The 19,714-nt window shown below is 45.6% G+C and carries 19 protein-coding genes; 2 read left to right on the top strand and 17 right to left on the bottom strand.

The window, feature by feature from the left end:
* Position 1: 1 nt before the first annotated feature.
* The 16 genes from pilW to trmJ all read right to left on the bottom strand — a co-directional run bounded on the left by pilW (position 2) and on the right by trmJ (position 16,044).
* On the bottom strand, positions 2–1,192 hold the full coding sequence (pilW, locus tag MHN02_RS17400) for a type IV pilus biogenesis/stability protein PilW (RefSeq protein WP_239247497.1): 1,191 nt from the start codon (positions 1,190–1,192) through the stop codon (positions 2–4).
* A 24-nt stretch (positions 1,193–1,216) separates the two neighbouring features.
* Positions 1,217–2,335, bottom strand: a complete 1,119-nt coding sequence (locus tag MHN02_RS17405; RefSeq protein WP_014977032.1) for a bifunctional tRNA (adenosine(37)-C2)-methyltransferase TrmG/ribosomal RNA large subunit methyltransferase RlmN — start codon at positions 2,333–2,335, stop codon at positions 1,217–1,219.
* 422 nt (positions 2,336–2,757) lie between these two features.
* Positions 2,758–3,189: a nucleoside-diphosphate kinase gene (gene ndk / locus MHN02_RS17410; RefSeq protein WP_012519000.1), complete on the bottom strand. Its 432-nt coding sequence runs from the start codon at positions 3,187–3,189 to the stop codon at positions 2,758–2,760.
* 271 nt (positions 3,190–3,460) lie between these two features.
* Positions 3,461–3,871 (bottom strand): SufE family protein, encoded by a 411-nt coding sequence (locus MHN02_RS17415; RefSeq protein WP_014950170.1) that lies wholly within the window; start codon positions 3,869–3,871, stop codon positions 3,461–3,463.
* A 59-nt stretch (positions 3,872–3,930) separates the two neighbouring features.
* Complete coding sequence (gene sufT, locus MHN02_RS17420) at positions 3,931–4,464, bottom strand: putative Fe-S cluster assembly protein SufT (protein ID WP_239247498.1); 534 nt, start codon at positions 4,462–4,464, stop codon at positions 3,931–3,933.
* Positions 4,465–4,514: 50 nt separating this feature from the next.
* Positions 4,515–4,871: an iron-sulfur cluster assembly accessory protein gene (locus MHN02_RS17425; protein WP_014979828.1), complete on the bottom strand. Its 357-nt coding sequence runs from the start codon at positions 4,869–4,871 to the stop codon at positions 4,515–4,517.
* Between the two features lie 9 nt (positions 4,872–4,880).
* Positions 4,881–6,098: a cysteine desulfurase gene (locus MHN02_RS17430; RefSeq protein ID WP_239247500.1), complete on the bottom strand. Its 1,218-nt coding sequence runs from the start codon at positions 6,096–6,098 to the stop codon at positions 4,881–4,883.
* Positions 6,095–7,351, bottom strand: coding sequence for a Fe-S cluster assembly protein SufD (sufD, locus tag MHN02_RS17435; protein ID WP_239247502.1), 1,257 nt, complete (start codon positions 7,349–7,351; stop codon positions 6,095–6,097). Before sufD ends, MHN02_RS17430 begins: the two co-directional genes overlap by 4 nt.
* A complete protein-coding gene (gene sufC, locus MHN02_RS17440; RefSeq protein ID WP_014979831.1) occupies positions 7,348–8,109 on the bottom strand; it encodes a Fe-S cluster assembly ATPase SufC in 762 nt (253 codons plus the stop codon). Before sufC ends, sufD begins: the two co-directional genes overlap by 4 nt.
* 3 nt (positions 8,110–8,112) lie before the next feature.
* Positions 8,113–9,549: a Fe-S cluster assembly protein SufB gene (sufB, locus tag MHN02_RS17445; RefSeq protein ID WP_014979832.1), complete on the bottom strand. Its 1,437-nt coding sequence runs from the start codon at positions 9,547–9,549 to the stop codon at positions 8,113–8,115.
* A 394-nt stretch (positions 9,550–9,943) separates the two neighbouring features.
* Positions 9,944–11,110 (bottom strand): IscS subfamily cysteine desulfurase, encoded by a 1,167-nt coding sequence (locus tag MHN02_RS17450; RefSeq protein ID WP_014979833.1) that lies wholly within the window; start codon positions 11,108–11,110, stop codon positions 9,944–9,946.
* 18 nt (positions 11,111–11,128) lie between these two features.
* Complete coding sequence (gene iscR / locus MHN02_RS17455; RefSeq protein WP_014950178.1) at positions 11,129–11,614, bottom strand: Fe-S cluster assembly transcriptional regulator IscR; 486 nt, start codon at positions 11,612–11,614, stop codon at positions 11,129–11,131.
* Positions 11,615–11,870: 256 nt separating this feature from the next.
* Entirely contained in the window at positions 11,871–12,782 is a 912-nt protein-coding gene (locus tag MHN02_RS17460) for an alpha/beta hydrolase (protein ID WP_239247504.1), read from the bottom strand.
* 49 nt (positions 12,783–12,831) lie between these two features.
* Positions 12,832–14,286 (bottom strand): NAD(P)/FAD-dependent oxidoreductase, encoded by a 1,455-nt coding sequence (locus MHN02_RS17465; RefSeq protein ID WP_239247506.1) that lies wholly within the window; start codon positions 14,284–14,286, stop codon positions 12,832–12,834.
* Between the two features lie 168 nt (positions 14,287–14,454).
* Entirely contained in the window at positions 14,455–15,279 is an 825-nt protein-coding gene (gene cysE / locus MHN02_RS17470) for a serine O-acetyltransferase (RefSeq protein WP_239247508.1), read from the bottom strand.
* A gap of 9 nt (positions 15,280–15,288) precedes the next feature.
* Complete coding sequence (gene trmJ / locus MHN02_RS17475) at positions 15,289–16,044, bottom strand: tRNA (cytosine(32)/uridine(32)-2'-O)-methyltransferase TrmJ (RefSeq protein WP_239247510.1); 756 nt, start codon at positions 16,042–16,044, stop codon at positions 15,289–15,291.
* A 255-nt stretch (positions 16,045–16,299) separates the two neighbouring features.
* On the opposite strand from trmJ, the gene suhB reads away from it, so the two are divergent.
* Complete coding sequence (gene suhB, locus MHN02_RS17480) at positions 16,300–17,076, top strand: inositol-1-monophosphatase (RefSeq protein ID WP_239247512.1); 777 nt, start codon at positions 16,300–16,302, stop codon at positions 17,074–17,076.
* Positions 17,077–17,248: 172 nt separating this feature from the next.
* On the opposite strand, the gene MHN02_RS17485 is transcribed toward suhB, so the two are convergent.
* A complete protein-coding gene (locus MHN02_RS17485) occupies positions 17,249–18,562 on the bottom strand; it encodes an acyltransferase family protein (RefSeq protein ID WP_239247514.1) in 1,314 nt (437 codons plus the stop codon).
* 109 nt (positions 18,563–18,671) lie between these two features.
* Here MHN02_RS17485 and MHN02_RS21830 point away from each other — a divergent pair, with 109 nt between their 5' ends.
* Complete coding sequence (locus MHN02_RS21830; protein WP_239247516.1) at positions 18,672–19,568, top strand: LytTR family DNA-binding domain-containing protein; 897 nt, start codon at positions 18,672–18,674, stop codon at positions 19,566–19,568.
* The last annotated feature ends 146 nt before the right edge of the window (positions 19,569–19,714 follow it).

Consider the following 19,714-nt stretch of genomic DNA (forward strand, 5'->3'; position numbering starts at 1 on the left):
CTTATTCCTCCTGCATACTCGGTGGTACTAACCAAAGCGTCTGACCAGCAATAATAGCGCCAGTTTTTTCAAGGTTATTCCACTCTTGCAGTGTTGCCATTTTGATATTGTGCAATAAAGAAATACGATATAAGTTTTCACCTTCTTTTACTACATGGAATTTATCACTTTGCACAGATAATTCAGTATTTTGTACTTTTTCCGGTGTGTTAGCTGTGGCTGTAGGAGCGTTGTCGGAGTTATTGCTCTGAGATTGACGCTGAGCGTCGTTGTCTTGGGCGACGCTCTTTTCATTTTCTTTATCGTTTGATGATGTTTGTGTAAGCCCGTCGGTATTTGTTTGGTTTTCGCTTATTTGTGTTTCAGAATCGTTTGGCTGTGTAGATTTGACGGTTTTAACCACTCTGTTTTGCATACTTTCACGTTGCACTAAGTAACGTTTAGTAAGCTCACTTTCAGGGAACAATGACATCATCATTTCGCCATACCCCTTTGCAGTCTCTAGGTCCCCTTTCCCTTTGGCTATTTCATAAGCTAACCACAATGAATCAGGCGTAACTTTGGCAACACGTTCGTATTTTCGTAACGTAGATTCAGCAAGTTCCCATTGTTCTGAAACCGTGTAAAGTTCACTGAGTAAGAACAGACTTTTGCCCCGGGCAGGCTGATGTTTTAATGCGTCTTGAAAATAGCCGATCGCTTCATCTAGCTTACCTTGACTTTGCGCGCACAATGCCAAGTTCTCGTAGGTTTGCGCTGCGTTAGCGTAAAGCCTGTTATTTATAGCATCAAAGAAATACGCTTTGGCTTTTTCGTATTCGCCGTTTTGGCACTTAAACGCGCCATAACTGTTGGCAATATCGCCATTGTTAGGCGCTAGGTCGATAGCAGTTTCATAGTACTCTTCCGCTCGAAGGTTATCGCCCACCAGCTGATAGTAATATGCCATAGCGAACTGAACGTCTGCAGAGCGTGGATTAAACTCAAGCGCTTTGTCGAGGTTCTTTTTTGCCTGCGTGTAGTTGTTATTTTGAAGGTAGGTAAGACCAAGAGACATGCGTGTTTTGGCGGCTTCTTCGTGATCGAAGTTACCGCCATACAACCCTGACTGGCTATTACTGACACAGCCAGAAGTGAAAATAATCGCGCTTAAAAAGCCAATTTTAAGTGAAGTTCGCAATCCCGCAACCATAGTCTTACCCTAATATCTTAATGATTATTGGGCCATTTTTACTGAAATTGCTTCGCCCTTCACCTGTTTTTTTAACATTCTTTTCGTTCTGTCTACCACATCACCCACTAATTGACCGCATGCTGCGTCGATATCATCACCTCGCGTTTTACGCACAACGGTTGTAAACCCATATTCCATAAGCACTTTTGCGAATCTATCAATACGCGAATTGCTTGAACATGTATAAGGCGAACCCGGGTAAGGGTTAAATGGTATTAAGTTTATTTTACTAGGTGTGTCTTTCAATACCTTTGCCAACTGGTGCGCTTGTTCAGTGCTGTCATTGATGTTTGAAAGCATAACGTATTCTACCGTCACACGGCCTTGGTTCGCTTTAGATTTGGCCAGATAACGACGTACGCCTGCTAAGAAGGCTTCGATATTGTACTTCTTATTGATAGGCACGATCTCGTTGCGCAACTCATCGGTGGGTGCGTGTAATGAAATAGCTAACGCTACGTCTATTTGGTCACCCAACATATCTAGCGCTGGAACCACGCCAGATGTACTTAGCGTAACGCGGCGTTTAGACAGGCCGAAACCGAAATCATCCAGCATAATATCCATTGCTGGTACAACGTTTTTAAGGTTAAGCAGTGGCTCACCCATGCCCATCATTACTACGTTAGTGATAGGGCGTTTGCTTGAGTCTTTTGAAAGACCAAGGAAAGTAGCTACACGCCATACCTGACCAATAATTTCACTCACGCTTAGGTTACGGTTGAACCCCTGTTGCGCGGTTGAACAGAAAGTACACTCTAGCGCGCAACCTACCTGTGATGACACGCAAAGCGTTGCACGGTCAGTTTCTGGGATCCAAACAGATTCAACTTCCTGACCACCTTCAAGGGTAAGTGCAAACTTAATAGTGCCGTCGCTCGCTTCTTGAAAGTATGCAATTTCAGGCGCTTTAATTTCGCAATTTTCAATGAGCATCGCGCGAAGGTTTTTATTGAGGTTACTCATTTCCTCGAAATCGCTGATACCGTGCTGGTAAATCCATTTCATCACCTGATCGGCACGAAACGGTTTCTCGCCCATTTCTTTGAAGAAATTGCGCAAGCCTTCGCGATTTAAGTTTAATAAGTTAGTTTTTGCCATGAATAAGATGACCCTTTTACCTTCGAGGGATGCCCCTCTTACTGCTGAATACGGTGTAAAAACCAGCGATTCGACTATGTCTTGAACGACATTTAAGAAAAAGAAAATCGCTGATTAAAATTTGCGCGGATTTTACCACAGATGAGATTTGAGAAAAAGCCGATTTAACGCAGAGAAACGTTAAGTTTGGCAATGCGCGAGAAGCGTGGTATAGCTTGCCTAAATGAGCGCCGAGCAAAGCAGCATAACGCGTGTATTTTTCTTCTGAGTGACTGAGCGCGCTTTAGGCAATGCGCGAGAAGCGTGGTTTAGCTCGCCTAAATGAGCGCCGAGCAAAGCAGCATAAAGCGTGCTCAGTCACTCAGAAGGGCTTAGAAACAAAAAACGGGGCCTTAGAGCCCCGTTTATCTACCTATGTAATCTTAGCGAGTACGTGGGCAGATTTCTTCTTCAGAGAAGAAGTAAGCAATTTCACGTGCTGCTGACTCAGGTGCGTCAGAACCGTGAACTGCGTTTTCGTCGATTGACGCAGCGTAGTCTGAACGTAGTGTACCTGCAGCTGCATCAGCTGGGTTAGTTGCGCCCATGATTTCACGGTTAGCTAGAACTGCGTTTTCGCCTTCTAGTACTTGAACCATAACAGGACCAGACGTCATGAAGTCTACAAGTGCGCCGAAGAAAGGACGCTCTTTGTGTTCTGCATAGAAGCCTTCTGCTTGCTCTTTGCTCATGTGGATCATCTTAGATGCCACGATGCGAAGACCTGCAGATTCGAAACGGTTGTAAATTGCACCGATTACGTTTTTAGCTACCGCATCAGGCTTGATAATCGAAAAAGTACGCTCAAGAGCCATGTTCTCTCTCCAAACAAATAGTGTGTGTATCTTTAAAATTTTGGCCGCGAATTATAGGCAATAAATAGCAGCTTGACCAGAGCCTTTATCAAATCAGATATAAAGTACTGTTTTTATGCGCAAATGTAGAGAAAGGTTAGCCTGTTGGCGATGACAATATGATGACAGCGTACAGATTATTTTGCACAGAACTAATTATCGAGGACTCACCTGCCCCACTGCCTTTACTATGAAACCCTAAAACGGCTTAAAGAAACCAACGCTTAAAAAATTAAGCGTTGGCTTTTGCTAATTCTTGAATTTTACCCACGATGGCGCGTAAGCCATTACCGCGGGTTGGCGTTATATGACGCTCTAGGTCTAGTGCTTCAAAATAGCCGTCGATATCAAACGCTAAAATATCTGTTGGCGTTTTGTCATTATAAGCGGCAAGTACTAACGCAAGCAGCCCTTGAACGATAACTGCATCGCTGTCTACGTCAAAGTTGATTTTATTGCCGTCGTAAGACTCCACCAGCCAAACGCTGCTCTGACACCCTTTGACCAAACGCTCGGGTGTTTTAGCATCTTCAGGCAAGCCCGGAATAGATTTCCCTAAATCAATGATGTACTGATAACGCTGTTCCCAATCGTCGAAGAACGCTAAATCATCAATAATTTCGTCACTGCTAGGTAGTTGCATTGCTATTTCCGCTTAATTTGTTTGAAAAATTGTGTGATTAAATTTCACTGTGTGGATGATTAGAAGAACAGACCTGCTTCAAGCTGTGCTTCTTCACTCATCATATCACGGGACCATGCAGGGTCGAATATAAGCTCTACGTTAACGTTTTTAACATGGGGAACCATGGCAACGCGATATTCAACGTCGCCAACCAATACTGGGCCCATGCCGCAGCCTGGTGCGGTCAGGGTCATATCAATATTGACGCTGCTAGTATCTTGATCAATTTCCACTTTGTAGATAAGACCAAGAGATACGAGATTGATAGGGATCTCAGGGTCAAAGATAGTTTCTAACGCGTCCCACACTTGCTGTTCGCTTATGTTTCCGTCTTCTGGCGCGTCAAAGCTCAGAGTCATCGCTTTTCGGCCAATAGCACCTGCATCAGTACCATCGATGCGGTACATGTTGCCACGCCACGTTACCGTATAGTTACCACCGAGCTCTTGGGTGATATTCACAAACTCGCCTTCAGGGATCACGGTAGGATTGCCCGCTGGAACCAAGCGCGCTTTACAGTCGCGCTCGGTGGTCACCATTTTTTGCTTCATAAACTACTTAGTACTCTTTGTTCTACCACTGATGGCCTTTGACGTGGCACTTAGCCAACGTTAAAGCTTTCACCGCATCCGCACTCATCAACCACGTTCGGGTTGTTGTATTTAATGACGCCGTTCACACCTTCTGTAACGTAATCAATTTCGGTATTACGCAGTAGGTCGGTGGCATCTGCAGCCACGGCTACGTTAAGTACTGGCGAAATTTCAACAATTTCGTCGTCGGCTTGCGCACTATCTGCGAAATCAAGCACATAGGCGTAACCTGTACAGCCGCTTACTTTTGTCGATAAACGAATTAACTGACCAGGCTTGTCTTTAAGCTTACTTTCGAAATGCTTAACGGCACTGTCAGTTAGCGAAATGAGTTTTGTACTAGGTACGAAAGTTTCAACACTCATAATGCCTCCTTAGGCCAACATCATTTTTGCTTTTTTAAGCGCAGCAAATAGGCTGTCTACTTCTTCAAGCGTATTGTAAATTGAGAACGACGCACGGGCAGTGCCCGGAATTCCAAAGCGCTTCATTAGCGGCTGTGCACAGTTATCACCGGTACGGATCGCAACGCCTTGTCTATCAAGAATGAAACCCACGTCCGCCGGGTGCGCACCTTCCAGTAGAAAGCTCAGCACGCCTACCTTGTTAGGTGCTGTACCGATTATCCGCATACCGTCAAACGCTTCGGCCTGCTCGGTAGCATAGGCAAGCAGCTTTTGTTCATGTTCATGCAAAGCATTGACATCAAGGGCACTAAACCAATCTACTGCAGCGCCCATACCAATGGCACCTGCGATGTTTGGCGTGCCAGCTTCTAAGCGATTTGGCAACGCCCCCCATGTGGCTTCATGGTAGGTCACGTCTTTGATCATCTCGCCGCCTACCTGCCAAACAGGCCAGGTTTCTAGCACCTCTTTTTTGCCCCACAGACAGCCAATGCCTGTTGGACCGAATAGCTTGTGGCCTGAAAATGCATAAAAATCACAGCCAATCTTTTGTACGTCAACACCGCCATGAGCAATGCCTTGTGCGCCATCAACCAGCACCCATGCGCCTACCGCTTTCGCTTTTTCAGTAAGCAGTTTAATTGGGTTCACCGTACCTAGTGCATTCGATACGTGAGGAAACGCCACTAGCTTAGTGTTTTCAGACAGCAGTCTATCGAAAGCGTCTACGTCTAACTCTCCGCTGTCAAAAATAGGCACCACATTTAGCGTTGCACCAGAGCGGCGACACGCTTGTTGCCAAGTAACCAAGTTTGCGTGGTGCTCAAGCTCAGTCACCATCACTTCGTCACCTTCGCTTAGTAGCTGTCCAAGACCATTGGCGACTATATTGATGGCTTCTGTGGTGCCCGACGTCCAAATAACTTCTTCACGCGCTTTCGCATTAATGAACTTTGCAACGCTGGTACGTGCATTTTCGTAACGGCGCGTGGCTTCATCTGATAAGTGGTGCGCACCGCGGTGCACGTTTGCATTCGTCCCCGTGTAAAAATCTACTAAGGCGTCGATAACGGCCTGAGGTTTTTGTGTTGTTGCCGCATTATCTAGGTAGACCAACGGCTTGCCGTCTACCGTTTTAGATAAAATAGGAAACTGGGCACGAAGTGCTGCAACGTCTAAGCTCATTTCACCTCCATTTGGGCGAAGCGCTCACTTAAAATTGGTGCTAGCCATTCACGGACTGCTGCATTAGGCACGTCATTTATAAGCTCTTGAATGAAGCCAAAGTTGAGCATTACCAGTGCTTTACTGCGAGAAACGCCGCGAGTAAGCATGTAATACAAGGCTTCTTCTTCAATTTCAGCAACCGTTGCACCGTGAGCACATTTTACGTCATCAGCATAAATTTCAAGCTCAGGCTTGGTGTTGATAACGCCACGGCGAGATAGCAACAAGTTGCGGTTATTAAGTTCAGCCAATGTCTTTTGCGCGTCACGATGAATATGAATGCGACCATTAAACACAGCACGTGCTTTATCGCCTACAATCCCACGCGCGTTTTCTTCTGTTGTGCCATTAGGCATCGCGTGCTCAATGGTGGAGTGAAGGTCAAATAACTCGCCTTCCGCCAGAAGATAAATGGCATTCATTTTCGCATTGGCAAATTCGCCGGCGTGATGGATGTCTACATCTAAACGGGAAAGCTCACTTCCATAGCCCACCATGGTGCTGTTAAGCGTGGTGCGGTTATGAAGTTTGAAGTGGCTGCCGCCTAATTGCTTAGCTTTGCCAGTAAACATAGCAAAACGATAGTGTTCTAGATGTGCATCATCAGCAAGGTCATATTCAGCAAACGCTGTGGTTAAACTTTCAGTATCGCCAAAACCTTGCTCGATAACCGTAGCGCTTGCGCCTTCAGCGACCTTCACCACCACACGCGTATGAGCATCAACATTTTGCGACGCCATGTTCACGATGCGCACTGGCGTGCCGATTTTCGCGCCTGCTTCAACATTAATAAATATACCGTGTTGGCACAGCGCATCGTTAACTAGGCCAAACATATGACGGGTTGGCTTAACTTGACCGTATACACTGCTGATCGCTTGCTGCGTGGCAGTATCATTATTATTAAGCGACGTGATGCTCATGCCCGCTGGCACATCTAGCGTGTTAACCTGCGTGACCAAGACACCGTCTACAAATACAAGGTCGACAGCATTTAGGTTATCGATAGCGGGTACCGGTAAACTGTCTGCCTGAACCGCTTGCTTAGCTTCACGCTTTTCAACGGGTGTTAGCGGCGTAAAACGCCAGCTTTCGTTTCTACGGGCTGGCCAACCATCGGCTTTTAACTTTTCTAAGGCCTGCTGACGCACGGGCGCTAGGTAATCGGAGATTTGCGCCGCATCAATGACCTGTTCTAGCCATTGACTCATGCTTCAGCCTCCTCGTACGCTTTACCTAGGAATGCGTATCCGCTCTTCTCTACTTCTAGCGCAAGTGACGCGTCACCGCTTTTCACGATTTTGCCATCGGCAAGAATGTGAACAAAGTCAGGCTTGATGTAGTCTAGAAGGCGCTGGTAGTGGGTAACAACAATGAAGCTACGCTCACCGTCGCGCTGGCTGTTAACGCCATCGGCAACAACCTGAAGTGCGTCAACGTCAAGGCCAGAGTCTGATTCATCAAGAATACAAAGTTTTGGCTCTAGCAAAATCATTTGCATGATTTCGTTACGCTTCTTCTCACCACCAGAGAAACCTTCGTTTACACCGCGCTTCAAGAAATCCAATGGAAGCTGTACCTGCTTGCACGCTTCTTTTGCTTTCTTTAAAAACTCAGCCGCCGTTAAAGGCGCTTCGCCGCGCTGTTCGCGCATAGCGTTAACTGACTCTTTCATGAATTCCATATTGCTTACGCCAGGAATTTCAACTGGGTACTGGAACGCAAGGAAAAGGCCTTCACGGGCACGCTCTTCTACTTCAAGCTCTAATAGGTCTTTACCGTTAAGCGTGGCTTCGCCTTCGCTTACTTCGTAACCATCACGACCAGATAGGACGTAGCCTAGTGTACTTTTACCGGCACCGTTGGGGCCCATGATAGCGTGTACTTCACCAGGTTTAACTTCAAGGTTAAGACCTTTAATGATGTTTTTCTCTTCCACGCTGGCATGTAAATTCTTGATACTAAGCATTGATTACCCCACTGAACCTTCAAGACTAATTTCGAGCAGCTTGCCGGCTTCTACGGCAAATTCCATTGGCAGCTCTTTGAATACTTCTTTACAGAAACCGTTAACAATCATAGAAACGGCTTTTTCTGTGTCTAAGCCACGTTGCTGACACAGGAATAATTGTTCGTCGCTCACCTTCGACGTTGTTGCTTCGTGCTCAACAATCGCTGAAGGGTTGCGGCTTTCGATATACGGGAATGTGTGCGCGCCACATTTGTCACCGATAAGTAGCGAGTCACACTCGGTGAAGTTACGTGCTCCGTCTGCGCGAGGGCCCATTTGAACCAGCCCGCGATAGGCGTTATTACTGTTACCCGCTGAGATACCTTTAGAGATGATGGTCGATTTGGTGTTTTTACCCACATGGATCATCTTAGTACCGGTATCAGCCTGCTGACGACCGCGCGTTAGCGCTACTGAGTAGAATTCACCTACACTGTTATCGCCTTTAAGTACGCAGCTTGGGTACTTCCACGTAACCGCAGAGCCCGTTTCAACCTGCGTCCACGAGATTTTGGCATTGGTATGCGCTACACCACGTTTTGTCACGAAGTTGTAGATACCGCCTTTACCGTTCTCGTCGCCCGGGTACCAGTTTTGTACCGTCGAGTATTTGATTTGCGCGTCATCCATTGCCACTAGCTCAACCACTGCCGCATGCAGCTGGTTTTCATCACGCTGTGGAGCGGTACAACCTTCAAGGTAGCTTACATAGCTGCCTTCATCAGCAACAATCAAGGTACGCTCGAACTGACCGGTGTTCATTTCGTTAATACGGAAATAAGTAGAAAGCTCCATTGGGCAACGTGTGCCTTTTGGAATATAAACGAATGAACCGTCAGTAAATACAGCGCTGTTAAGCGCAGCAAAGTAGTTATCTGTGCGCGGCACTACCGAACCAATGTATTTCTTTACAAGGTCTGGATACTTCTGAAGCGCTTCAGAAATTGGGCAAAAGATCACGCCCGCTTCTTCAAGCTTATCGCGAAACGTAGTAACAACCGATACCGAGTCAAATACCGCATCTACCGCAACGCCCGCCAGCATTTCCTGCTCGTGCAGAGGAATACCTAGCTTCTCATAGGTACGAAGTAGTTCAGGGTCAACTTCATCTAGCGACTTCGGCTTGTCTTTCATACTCTTTGGTGCCGAATAATAAGAAATGGCCTGATAATCGATTTTCGGATAGTCGACATGCGCCCAATCTGGCTCTTCCATTTCCAGCCATGCATGATAAGACTTCAAACGCCATTCAAGCATCCATTCAGGCTCATTTTTCATTGCTGATATGCGGCGGATAACCGACTCGTCCAGGCCGCTTTCAAACGTTTCCGATTCGATTTCTGAATAGAAACCCGCATCGTACTTTCTTTCTAACGCCTGTTCGATCTGTTCACTCATGTTGGGATCTCACTTGTTTGCCTGCATTTGCTGCCACTAACCTTTCTACTTAACTGGCAAATAAATCACCCCACGGTCTTGGTAATTTATATAGACTTTCAACTTCAACAACTTAATTTATTTGGGTAATTCCCAAACAGCATTGTCGAAACTGCCAGTTACATTGCGGACAGCCTAAAATTTTGGTGCCGTAGTATATAATACCCGACTATTTCACTCAAATATTCAGCCATTAATTTATGGCCACTTACGCGTTTTAAACGCTGCTTAAAGGTCAATTTCCTTCAAACGCGCATTAATTTTCTTCCACATTCACTAAAATAAAAAAGAATGCGCTAACACTAACTACGCTTTGCCTACTACAAAAACGCGTGCTCAACGACGGTATAGGCGTTTATGCTGAAACCGCTTGGCGTAGTCTTGTGGTTACATCCACTACTTTTTGTATTACGTAATCGATGTCTTCTTGGGTCGTAAAACGCCCTACGCTGAATCTAATCCCCGCATGCGCCAATTCGTTGCTGCGGCCAATCGCTTTTAACACATACGAAGGCTCTAAACTCGCTGACGTACATGCCGACCCTGAAGATACGGCAATATCATTTAAGCCCATCATCAAGCTTTCACCGTCTACACCCGCAAAACTCACATTTAGAATGCCTGGGATTCGCTGTGTGGCGTGGCCGTTTAAATAGACATCGTCGAGCTGTTGAAGGCCCTGCCACAGCGATTCACGCAACGCTAAAATGCGCGCACTGTCCTCTTCCATTTTTGAGGAGGCTAGCGCGATGGCTTCACCCATTCCAACAATTTGGTGGGTGGCTAATGTACCCGACCGCATGCCGCGCTCGTGGCCACCGCCATGAATTTGTGCCACCAGATTGATTCTGGGACGGCGGCGCACATATAGTGCCCCCATACCTTTCGGGCCGTATAGCTTATGCGCCGATATAGACAGCAAATCTATAGGAAGCTCAGCTAAATCAATGGCAATTTTGCCCACACTTTGCGCACCATCCACATGAAAAAGAATGCCTTTGTCACGACAAAGCTGGCCAATAGCTTGAATGTCTTGGATAACCCCAAGTTCATTGTTAACGTGCATCACCGACACCAAAATAGTGTCGTCGCGCAACGCATTTTCAAGCGCATATAAATCAATTAACCCGTTCGGCTGTACTTCAAGATACGTAACCTCAAAGCCTTGGCTTTGTAAGTACTCACAGGTATCTAACACCGCTTTGTGTTCGGTATTAACGGTAATGATATGTTTGCCTTTATCGGCATAACCTTGGGCAACGCCTTTTATTGCAAGGTTGTTCGATTCAGTGGCCCCCGAAGTAAAAACAATTTCTCTAGGGTCGCAATTAAGCGCGTCGCTGATTTGATTTCTAGCAACATCAACCGCTTCTTCTGCCATCCAGCCGAAGCGATAGCTACGAGAAGCTGGGTTACCAAAGTTGCCATCCAGCGTTAGGCATTTTGCCATTGCCTCGGCCACACTTGGGTCTACCGGTGTAGTTGCTGCGTAATCTAAATAAATGGGTGTTGATAAAGCCATGCGTTACTCAATACCAATTTAAAGTTGAATACTAACTTCGATATCTTTGGTGATATGACGAAGTGATGCATTACCATCTTGGCGGTCGGCTACTTCTTGCACATCACGCTTTGCCATTAATTCGCCAAGCGTGATTGAATTTAGAAACGCCGCAATACGGTCACTTAAATCTTGCCACAAGCTGTGCGTGAGACAGCGATCACCACCTTGGCAGTCTGCTTGTCCTTGACAGCGTGTCGCATCAATAGACTCGTCGACGGCGCGAATGACTTCGCCTATCGCAATTTTGCTTGCTTCACGGCCTAACAAATAGCCGCCGCCAGGCCCGCGGACGCTGTCTACCAATTGCTCTTTACGCAATCGAGAAAAAAGCTGTTCAAGGTAAGATAAAGAAATTTCTTGTCGTTCTGAAATGTCGGCAAGAGGCACTGGACCACGCTTTGAATGCAAAGCGACATCAAGCATTGCGGTAACCGCATAGCGCCCTTTAGAAGTGAGTTTCATTGGATTCTCCCGCCGTTTGTAGTACGGGAATTTTCACATACCCGACTAAAATGGTCAAGTATAAGACCCAGTAAATTAGTCAGGTATTATTGATTCGAGTAATCGCTTTTGTACATCAAGACTTTCGTTTCATTTTAGCCCGATCCAAATAAGCACTAATAGACGCTAATAGGTGCCAAATTTGCGTGGTTACTACTACGCTATATGCTAAGAAATCGCTTATTCTGCAGATGAATGATAACGTCGACTATAAGCGCTATTTGTTCGCATTTAAGTGGATATGAGCAAGAATACTGTCTGCTATCCGATGTGATTGAACGGTGTCTATTTGATGGCGCAACCCGCGCAATACTTGATGTTTAGCACCTGATATAGCTCTGGCTGTTGCAACACCGCCACTGGGATGCACCATGTGATCAACATCTCCGTGTATCACTAATGTTGGAGCTTTGACATTTTGAAGCATTGGCGTTCGGTCCCCGGATTTCATAATAGCACCGATTTGCCGGAACATCGCTTTTGCATCACTTTTGCCACCATTGCGCCTCCATGCCAAACGCGCGTACTGATGCCATTGATTTACCGCTCCGTTTGCAGCTACATCGCCAATATGCGTCATCATTGCTTGGTAGTTTTTAACTGCGTCTTTTTCGTTCATTGGCGCTTTAGCTCTTGCCATTCGCCATAGCGTTGAATAAGAGGGTTGCCCTACGCGGCGATTTCCTGTCGTCGAGAAAATAGACGTCATAGATATCACTTTTTCAGGATGCATACTTGCAAGGGTCTGTGCAATCATCCCTCCCATAGACATTCCTGCGATATGTGCACTTGTTATATTTAGCGCCTCTAACAACTGTGCAGTATCTTCAGCCATCCGCTCAAGTCCATATGCACCTTTCGGCGACCTTCCTCTTAACTGCTGTAATAGGCTGGGATGCGGCGTGTCGCTGCGTACTGACCTTCCTGCATCACGATTGTCAAAGCAAATAACGCGAAATCCATTGGCAACTAAACGCTCAATAAGCGCGTTTGGCCAATAAATTAACTGAAGACCTAAACCCACAATAAGTACAATGGTATCGGTATTTCCGACACCATGTTCGGCATAGCAAAACCTATCACCGCATTTAAGCGTTACGTATTGCTCATGATGCTGGGCTAAACTCATTTAAAGCTCTCGTGATTTAATAAAAGTAAGTGTGCATTTATTGAAATTTCTATTCAAACTTAAGCGCTGGATCGTCTACACGACCTTTCCGAAAAATTTTCACGTCTTGTGCATAATTGAACGACATAGACCAAGGAAACTGCCCCCCTTGACGTGGCAATTGTTCTAAAGAGCGTTGGATGTAGCCAGCGCCAAAGTTTAGCAACGGTTGTGTTTCCATATTTGGGTCTGCTACAGGTGTACACTGTGTAAAGCCGTGCTCTTCCATATGATTGAGCAATCGCGTGAAATGTTCACATAGAAGGCCAATTTTTAGTGTCCACGATGAAGCTGTATAACCCACCGCGATAGCAAAATTAGGCACGCCACTGAGTAACATACCTTTATACGTAACACATTCTGGCAGCGAAACAGCTTCACCATCAATTTTTGGCACTATCCCTCCTAAAGGCAGAAGGTTTAATCCAGTGGCTGTTACTATAATATCTGCTTCAATATGCTGGCCCGAATCAAGTTTAATGCCCGTTTCAGTAAACGTATCTATAGTATCTGTTGCAACCGACGCCTTACCTTTCGAAATTGACTCAAATAAATCTCCACCTGGAACTGCACACAGTCGCTGCTCCCAAGGATTGTAAGGTGGGTTAAAGTGTATATCTACTGGATACCCTTCGGGTAACATTTTTGCATTAAGACTGCGTATTATTTTGCGCGCACGATGCGGAAAGCGCTGACAAAATGCGTACACCCAACGCTGTTTCGCTATGTTAAACCAACGCGCAGCTTTAAACGCTGTATCCTCGCTAAACCACGCGCGTAAATGTTTTGCGATTGGGTCATCTACGGGCACAGGCAATACGTAGGATGGCGTTCTTTGCAGCATAGTCACGTGCGATGCGCTTTTCGCTAGTGCGGGAACCAGCGTTACCGCCGTTGCACCGCTTCCGATTACCACTACGCGTTTGTTTTCGTATTCCAGATCTTCAGGCCAATGCTGTGGATGTACAATCTGACCGTTAAATTGTGATTGCCCTTTGAAATGTGGTGCATAACCTTTATCGTATCGATAATAACCCGAAGCGTTAAATATCCATCTGGCGGCAATGTGCTCATGCTGTCCGCTTTCTTCTGATTTTAACGTTACTCGCCAATATTTCTTATCGCTTTGCCAGTCTATATCTACCACACGAGTTAAAAAACGTATGCGCTCTTTAATACCGTTTTCAGCCGCGGTTTCTTCTACGTAAGTCTTTATTGAACGACCATCAGCAATGGCCTTTTTCTCTTTCCAAGGTTTGAATTCGTAGCCAAAGGTGAATAAATCAGAATCTGAGCGTATTCCCGGGTATTTGAATAAGTCCCATGTGCCGCCCAAATCACTGCGGGCTTCTATAATAGAATATGAAAGGTCAGGACATTTTTTTTGAATGTGGTAGGCGCAGCCGATACCCGAAATTCCGGCTCCAACAATTAGTACGTCGAGTAATGGCGCTGTTTCTTGCATAACGTCCCTGAAAAGTGATGATCAACCTTTCATCTCAATGTATGTTGGAGTTATGCATGAGTCAATGTGCATGTTAATGTTTTGTAAAAACAAGCTTTTGTGAATTTTTACTATATAAGGGTGAAGGTTCTCGGCCTTAGCACCCGAAAATAGTATGCGGAATTAGAGTTAAATAGCGGGATCGAAAGAAGAATGAGCCTTCTCTCGCTCTTGGGTTTCTGCTAAATCAAAGCCCGTATCTGCGAAATCTTCAGCGCTAATATTGTGTAAATTATCGGTACACACATCGCCACCCAATGACTGAATGACCTTGCACATCTCTTCCACTTTCGTATCCATTTGATGCATGTGCTCTAGCATTATTCCCATAGCATTGGCCACTGGGTCAGGGTTGTCTGGCGCGACAGCATAGGCATCAAAACCATATTTCTGGGCAATTTTATCTCGCTCGGGGTTTACCGACGCATTCATCTCTTTTTGCTTCGAGATAATGATACGACCCGGGATCCCCACTGCCGTAGCGCCATCAGGAATATCTTTTACGACCACAGAGTTAGACCCTACTTTAGCGTTTTCACCTATAATAATAGGCCCCAACACTTTGGCACCAGCCCCAACTACAGCGCCTTTTTTAAGGGTTGGGTGGCGCTTACCGGCTCTCCAGCTAGTGCCTCCAAGAGTAACGCCATGGTAAAGGGTGACATCATCGCCAATTTCTGCTGTTTCACCAATGACCACACCCATACCGTGGTCGATAAATACCCGTCGTCCTAACGTGGCACCAGGATGAATTTCAATCCCCGTAAGCCAACGGCTAAAGGTTGATAAACTGCGTGCCAACCATTTCCATTCAGCCTTCCATAATTTATGGCTGATGCGATGAAGCCAGACAGCGTGAAGGCCAGGATAGTTAGTTAGCACTTCAAAGGTGTTTCTGGCCGCGGGGTCGCGATGAAAAACACCTTGAATATCATCTTTTATACGGGCAAACATAACGGCCTACTATTTCTCGTCTTTATTTTCAGGTGTGTCGGCTGAGTTAGCATTCTTCACCGATTTATCGATAGACGCCAATATACCGCGCAATATATTAAGCTCTTGAGACTCAGGGCGTGCTCGGTTAAACAAGCGGCGCAGCTTAGTCATAACCACACCCGGGTGACTTTTGCGAATGAATGACGTACCTTCCAGCGTGGTTTCCAAATGCGTATAAAAACGCTCTAAATCGTCATTCAGTGGATATTCTTCCTCAACACTTGGATAGGTTTCGCGATTTAGATAGGCCATGCGAATTTCATAACAAAGGGTTTGCACTGCTGCTGCTAAATTAAGTGAGCTGTATTCAGGGTTGGCTGGAATACACATATGGAAGTGACACTGCTGCAGCTCTTCATTAGTTAAACCACTGTTCTCACGCCCAAACACCAAAGCTACCGAATACTTTTCTACTTCTTGGACCAGCTTCTCGCCGCAGTCGCGCGGGCCTAACATAGGCCATGAATGAGTGCGAGAGCGTGCAGACGTCCCTACTACCAAGCCACAGTCTTTAACTGCCTCTTCCAGCGTGCTTACAATTTTCGCGTTAGCAAGCACATCACCTGCCCCTGCCGCCAATGCACTGGCTTGGCCGTCTGGCTCATTTACTGGGTCGACAAGATATAAGCTGCTCAGCCCCATGGTTTTCATAGCTCTTGCTGTCGAGCCGATGTTTCCCGTGTGAGACGTGTTAACTAAAATAATGCGAATATTCTCGAGCATGCGTGTAATACCTACGTACTTATTTGGATAGCGTCTTTAATTCGATATTACGCGTCATTGGCGTACTATCTTACAGACCTTAATAGCGTGAAGTTTAACACAGTGGCAGTATAGATGGCTATTCACGCTATTGTGCTGGGATTTCATTTGCATCGCGCATAGATTCTGGTAGACTCCGCCCGTTTTCGAAAACAACTAGCTATTTTTTGTACAGTTAGTTTGTTTCATTGGTCTTTTACAATTGGTGGTTTATCTATGCATCCTATGCTGAATATTGCGGTGCGCGCTGCGCGTGCGGCTGGAACAGTTATTGTTCGTGGTTTTGAAAAACATAATGAAGTAGCAACAGAGTCAAAAGGCTTAAACGACTTCGTTACTCAAGTTGATAAAGAAGCAGAACAAGCAATTATTGCCAAAATTCAGCAGTCTTACCCGAACCATTGCTTCCTAGGTGAAGAATCGGGTGAAGTTTTGGGCACAGAAACTGATTATCAGTGGATCATCGATCCACTGGATGGCACCACTAACTTTGTAAAAGGCATTCCTCACTTTGCCGTTTCAATTGCACTTCTTCACAAAGGTCGCTTAGATCAAGCAGTTGTTTTCGACCCAATTCGCAGCGAACTATTCACCGCGAGCCGTGGTCAAGGCGCACAGCTTAACGGTTATCGTATTCGTGCTTCTAAACCACGTGATCTTACTGAAACCATTATTGCTACTGGCCTGCCTTTCAAAAACAAATCTCAGTTTGGCGAGTATGCACTAAGCCTAAACAAAATTTTCCACGAAGTGGGCGACATTCGCCGCGCAGGTAGTGCAGCGCTAGACCTTGCTTACGTCGCAGCTGGCCGCCACGACGGTTACTGGGAGCGAGGCATTAAATCTTGGGATATTGCAGCAGGTGAGCTTATTGTTCGTGAAGCAGGCGGTTTGGTAACAGACTTTAAAGGCGGAAACGACCCGCTTCACAAAGGCGAAATTGTTGCTGGTAGCGTGAAGGTTGTTCAAGGTCTAGTTAAGCACCTTAAATAAGAAGCATCTTAAGTAAGAGCAGCTTAAATAAATCGCTCGTAAGCACATAAACTGAGCCGATAAACCAAGCACAGTTGAACAGTAAAGGCGCTATGACACGAATGACGTGACATAGCGCCTTTTTCTTTTTCTCACTTATTGGTTTCGTTATACCTGCGGTAACACGCCGCGATTACGAAAATTTTAAATTTCGCTGAGTGGGTAATGAGCTATGTGGACGGGTATTTAACTTTAGGCCAAACAAAAATCTAAGTATTAAAAAGCGCTTGGCGACTTCGTATGTCAGTGCGCACCCCACAACGGTTATTAGCGTTATTAAAATAAATTCTCCAGGTGTCGACGATACACGGGAACTCAAAAAGAATGCCGCCACCACAATTATCGTTTGATGCACCATATAGTAAGGCAACACGCCTTTGTTCAAATAGCTCACCACTTTACTCGGGCTAGACAAATATTTTCGACCGAACCCCAATATTGCTGCCAACCATGCCCAGTGATTAAGTACAACGATTACACCAACCAAAACACGAAACCCAGGCGACGACTCCATTAACTGCCCTGTAGGGCCTAGCAAGTCGTGCCGGTCTAAAATTATGACGCTGTAAAGCACTATCGCAATGGTTAAGCTTACGTGACGGGACCTCATAATTGCAGCATACAATACGGGTCTAAGCACAACCACAATACCTACCAGCATCACAAAAAAGTACTTTGCATGACTATACCAATCATTAAGCAAGTCGTGAGACGTGGGATATGCTGCTCGTAGCTCCAGCCATATGGCAGTCATAATCGTAACCACTAACACGCTAAAAAGCGCCATGCTATCGAGTACTCTCAACGCCCTTACTTCCACAAATCTGATAAGCGGGAAAAACAGCAATATGAAAGCGCTATACACAAAAAGGTAAGGTAAAAACCAAAGGTGATTCCACGTCAGTAAGCCAATTACCGATTGTTTGTCGATAAACAAGTCAGTATTTGGATTGATGTAAACAACGTAGAACTCGCTAAACGGCATGGCTAGTGCTCCGATTACTGTCCACTCTATGTAAACTTGTGGCGCGACGATAACGAACATACCGAAAACAAGAGGAATTAATATCCGCAACGTCCTCTTCCCCAGTAAAAAGAGGGATACACGCCAGCGAGAGGTCGTTCGGTCATAAGCGCGGCGCAGCACGACAGTAAATACCATGGCAGAGATCAAAAATAATAAAGACATACGCCATTGGTTGGTCAATATCATCACATCTTGTAGTAGTGGAAATTGCACGTCGCTTTTTATATGCCAGCCCCACTCTAAAACGTAATACATTCCGATGTGATAAAAAATGAGTACACCAAACGCGATGACACGCAGCGCATCCAACTCGAAATAACGCTGAGTGACAGGACTCTCGACCACGGCCGTTTCTCTCGCCTCCCCCTTTGAAGTTCTATTAACAAACGTTGCTTCCTGACCAACATATGCTTGCGTCAATGTACTCACTCCTATTCAATAGTGTTTAACTAACGTGTTGCATCTAATGTGATAGACGTCCGACAGCAAACGCCTAAGTGACGAGAATTAAGGGAAAAAGGGTTAAGCGGTGAATAACTGGGATGAAAAATGGAGTCAGTTTCTTAGGGATTCTGAATCAAAACATAAATACGCTGCATTTGTTTTGCTTACAGCCTATTTGTTTATAAACAATTCAATCAATGCTGCGTCTAGTTGGACTGAATTTTCTCGAAGCGACAATAACAGCGTAGCAATTTGGGAGCCGTACGTTTGGGAATACTCGAGTGCTTTGAGCACCGCTCTGCTCGTCATCCCATTAATTATCGCTATAAGTATACTCGATCAGAAGGTAAAAGTGGGAGCGACATGGCTTGGGTGGCATTTTGCCTTCGCCAGTGTATTTTCTGTAGCCCATGTATCATTAATGGTAGCGTTTCGAAAGCTCGTCTATTTATTCTCTGAACGCAATTATGACTTTGGGATATGGCTCAATGAGTTCATCTACGAATATCGAAAGGATGTATGGGGCTATATTACTCTGATTACTTTTTACTATATTGCACGGTTTGGCTATCAACGCTTAATTGGTGAAGCATCGCCTATTGCACGCGACACAACACAGATATCGAATGACAACGTGGCCAGCACCTTACCCGACTATTTATTGGTGAAAAAGCTCAATAAGGAGTTTTTAGTTCAAGTCACTGACATACAGCGAGTAGAAGCCTCAGGAAACTACATTAACCTTCATACTCACGTGGGCGTTTACCCCTTGCGTTATACCCTTGGCCGGTTTTGTGAAGAAGGAGCGCATCAAGGCTTTATGCGAGTGCACCGGTCGCACGCAGTGCGAATACCTGCCATTGTGTCTATAAGTTATGAAGAAACAGGGGATGGAACAATAATGCTCAATAACGGTCAATCAGTAGCACTTTCTAGGCGATATAAAGATGATCTGAAACAAGCATTAGCCCCCAATCAGTAGTAAATTCCACTTTTGATAAAGCATAAAAAAACCGCATCGTAGATGCGGCAGACTGTTGAAAAAGCCCTAGACGAAAGTCTGGGGCTTTGATCTAATAGGCATAGTGAAATTCGGAGTGTTCACCATGCTAACCCCAAAGTCCCCAC

Origin of the sequence: Alteromonas sp. CNT1-28, from assembly GCF_022348345.1 — a bacterium.
Taxonomy (GTDB): Bacteria; Pseudomonadota; Gammaproteobacteria; order Enterobacterales; family Alteromonadaceae; genus Alteromonas; species Alteromonas macleodii.

Excerpts from the sequence above, each read along its gene's own strand:
- pilW (WP_239247497.1), bottom strand. The coding sequence starts at position 1,192 with ATGGTTGCGGGATTGCGAACTTCACTTAAAATTGGCTTTTTAAGCGCG.
- sufB (WP_014979832.1), bottom strand. The coding sequence starts at position 9,549 with ATGAGTGAACAGATCGAACAGGCGTTAGAAAGAAAGTACGATGCGGGT.
- MHN02_RS17405 (WP_014977032.1), bottom strand. The coding sequence starts at position 2,335 with ATGGCAAAAACTAACTTATTAAACTTAAATCGCGAAGGCTTGCGCAAT.
- suhB (WP_239247512.1), top strand. The coding sequence starts at position 16,300 with ATGCATCCTATGCTGAATATTGCGGTGCGCGCTGCGCGTGCGGCTGGA.
- sufD (WP_239247502.1), bottom strand. The coding sequence starts at position 7,351 with ATGAGTCAATGGCTAGAACAGGTCATTGATGCGGCGCAAATCTCCGAT.
- MHN02_RS17465 (WP_239247506.1), bottom strand. The coding sequence starts at position 14,286 with ATGCAAGAAACAGCGCCATTACTCGACGTACTAATTGTTGGAGCCGGA.
- sufT (WP_239247498.1), bottom strand. The coding sequence starts at position 4,464 with ATGAAGCAAAAAATGGTGACCACCGAGCGCGACTGTAAAGCGCGCTTG.
- iscR (WP_014950178.1), bottom strand. The coding sequence starts at position 11,614 with ATGAAACTCACTTCTAAAGGGCGCTATGCGGTTACCGCAATGCTTGAT.
- ndk (WP_012519000.1), bottom strand. The coding sequence starts at position 3,189 with ATGGCTCTTGAGCGTACTTTTTCGATTATCAAGCCTGATGCGGTAGCT.
- MHN02_RS17430 (WP_239247500.1), bottom strand. The coding sequence starts at position 6,098 with ATGAGCTTAGACGTTGCAGCACTTCGTGCCCAGTTTCCTATTTTATCT.
- sufC (WP_014979831.1), bottom strand. The coding sequence starts at position 8,109 with ATGCTTAGTATCAAGAATTTACATGCCAGCGTGGAAGAGAAAAACATC.
- trmJ (WP_239247510.1), bottom strand. The coding sequence starts at position 16,044 with ATGCTCGAGAATATTCGCATTATTTTAGTTAACACGTCTCACACGGGA.
- MHN02_RS17425 (WP_014979828.1), bottom strand. The coding sequence starts at position 4,871 with ATGAGTGTTGAAACTTTCGTACCTAGTACAAAACTCATTTCGCTAACT.
- MHN02_RS17450 (WP_014979833.1), bottom strand. The coding sequence starts at position 11,110 with ATGGCTTTATCAACACCCATTTATTTAGATTACGCAGCAACTACACCG.
- MHN02_RS17415 (WP_014950170.1), bottom strand. The coding sequence starts at position 3,871 with ATGCAACTACCTAGCAGTGACGAAATTATTGATGATTTAGCGTTCTTC.
- MHN02_RS17460 (WP_239247504.1), bottom strand. The coding sequence starts at position 12,782 with ATGAGTTTAGCCCAGCATCATGAGCAATACGTAACGCTTAAATGCGGT.
- cysE (WP_239247508.1), bottom strand. The coding sequence starts at position 15,279 with ATGTTTGCCCGTATAAAAGATGATATTCAAGGTGTTTTTCATCGCGAC.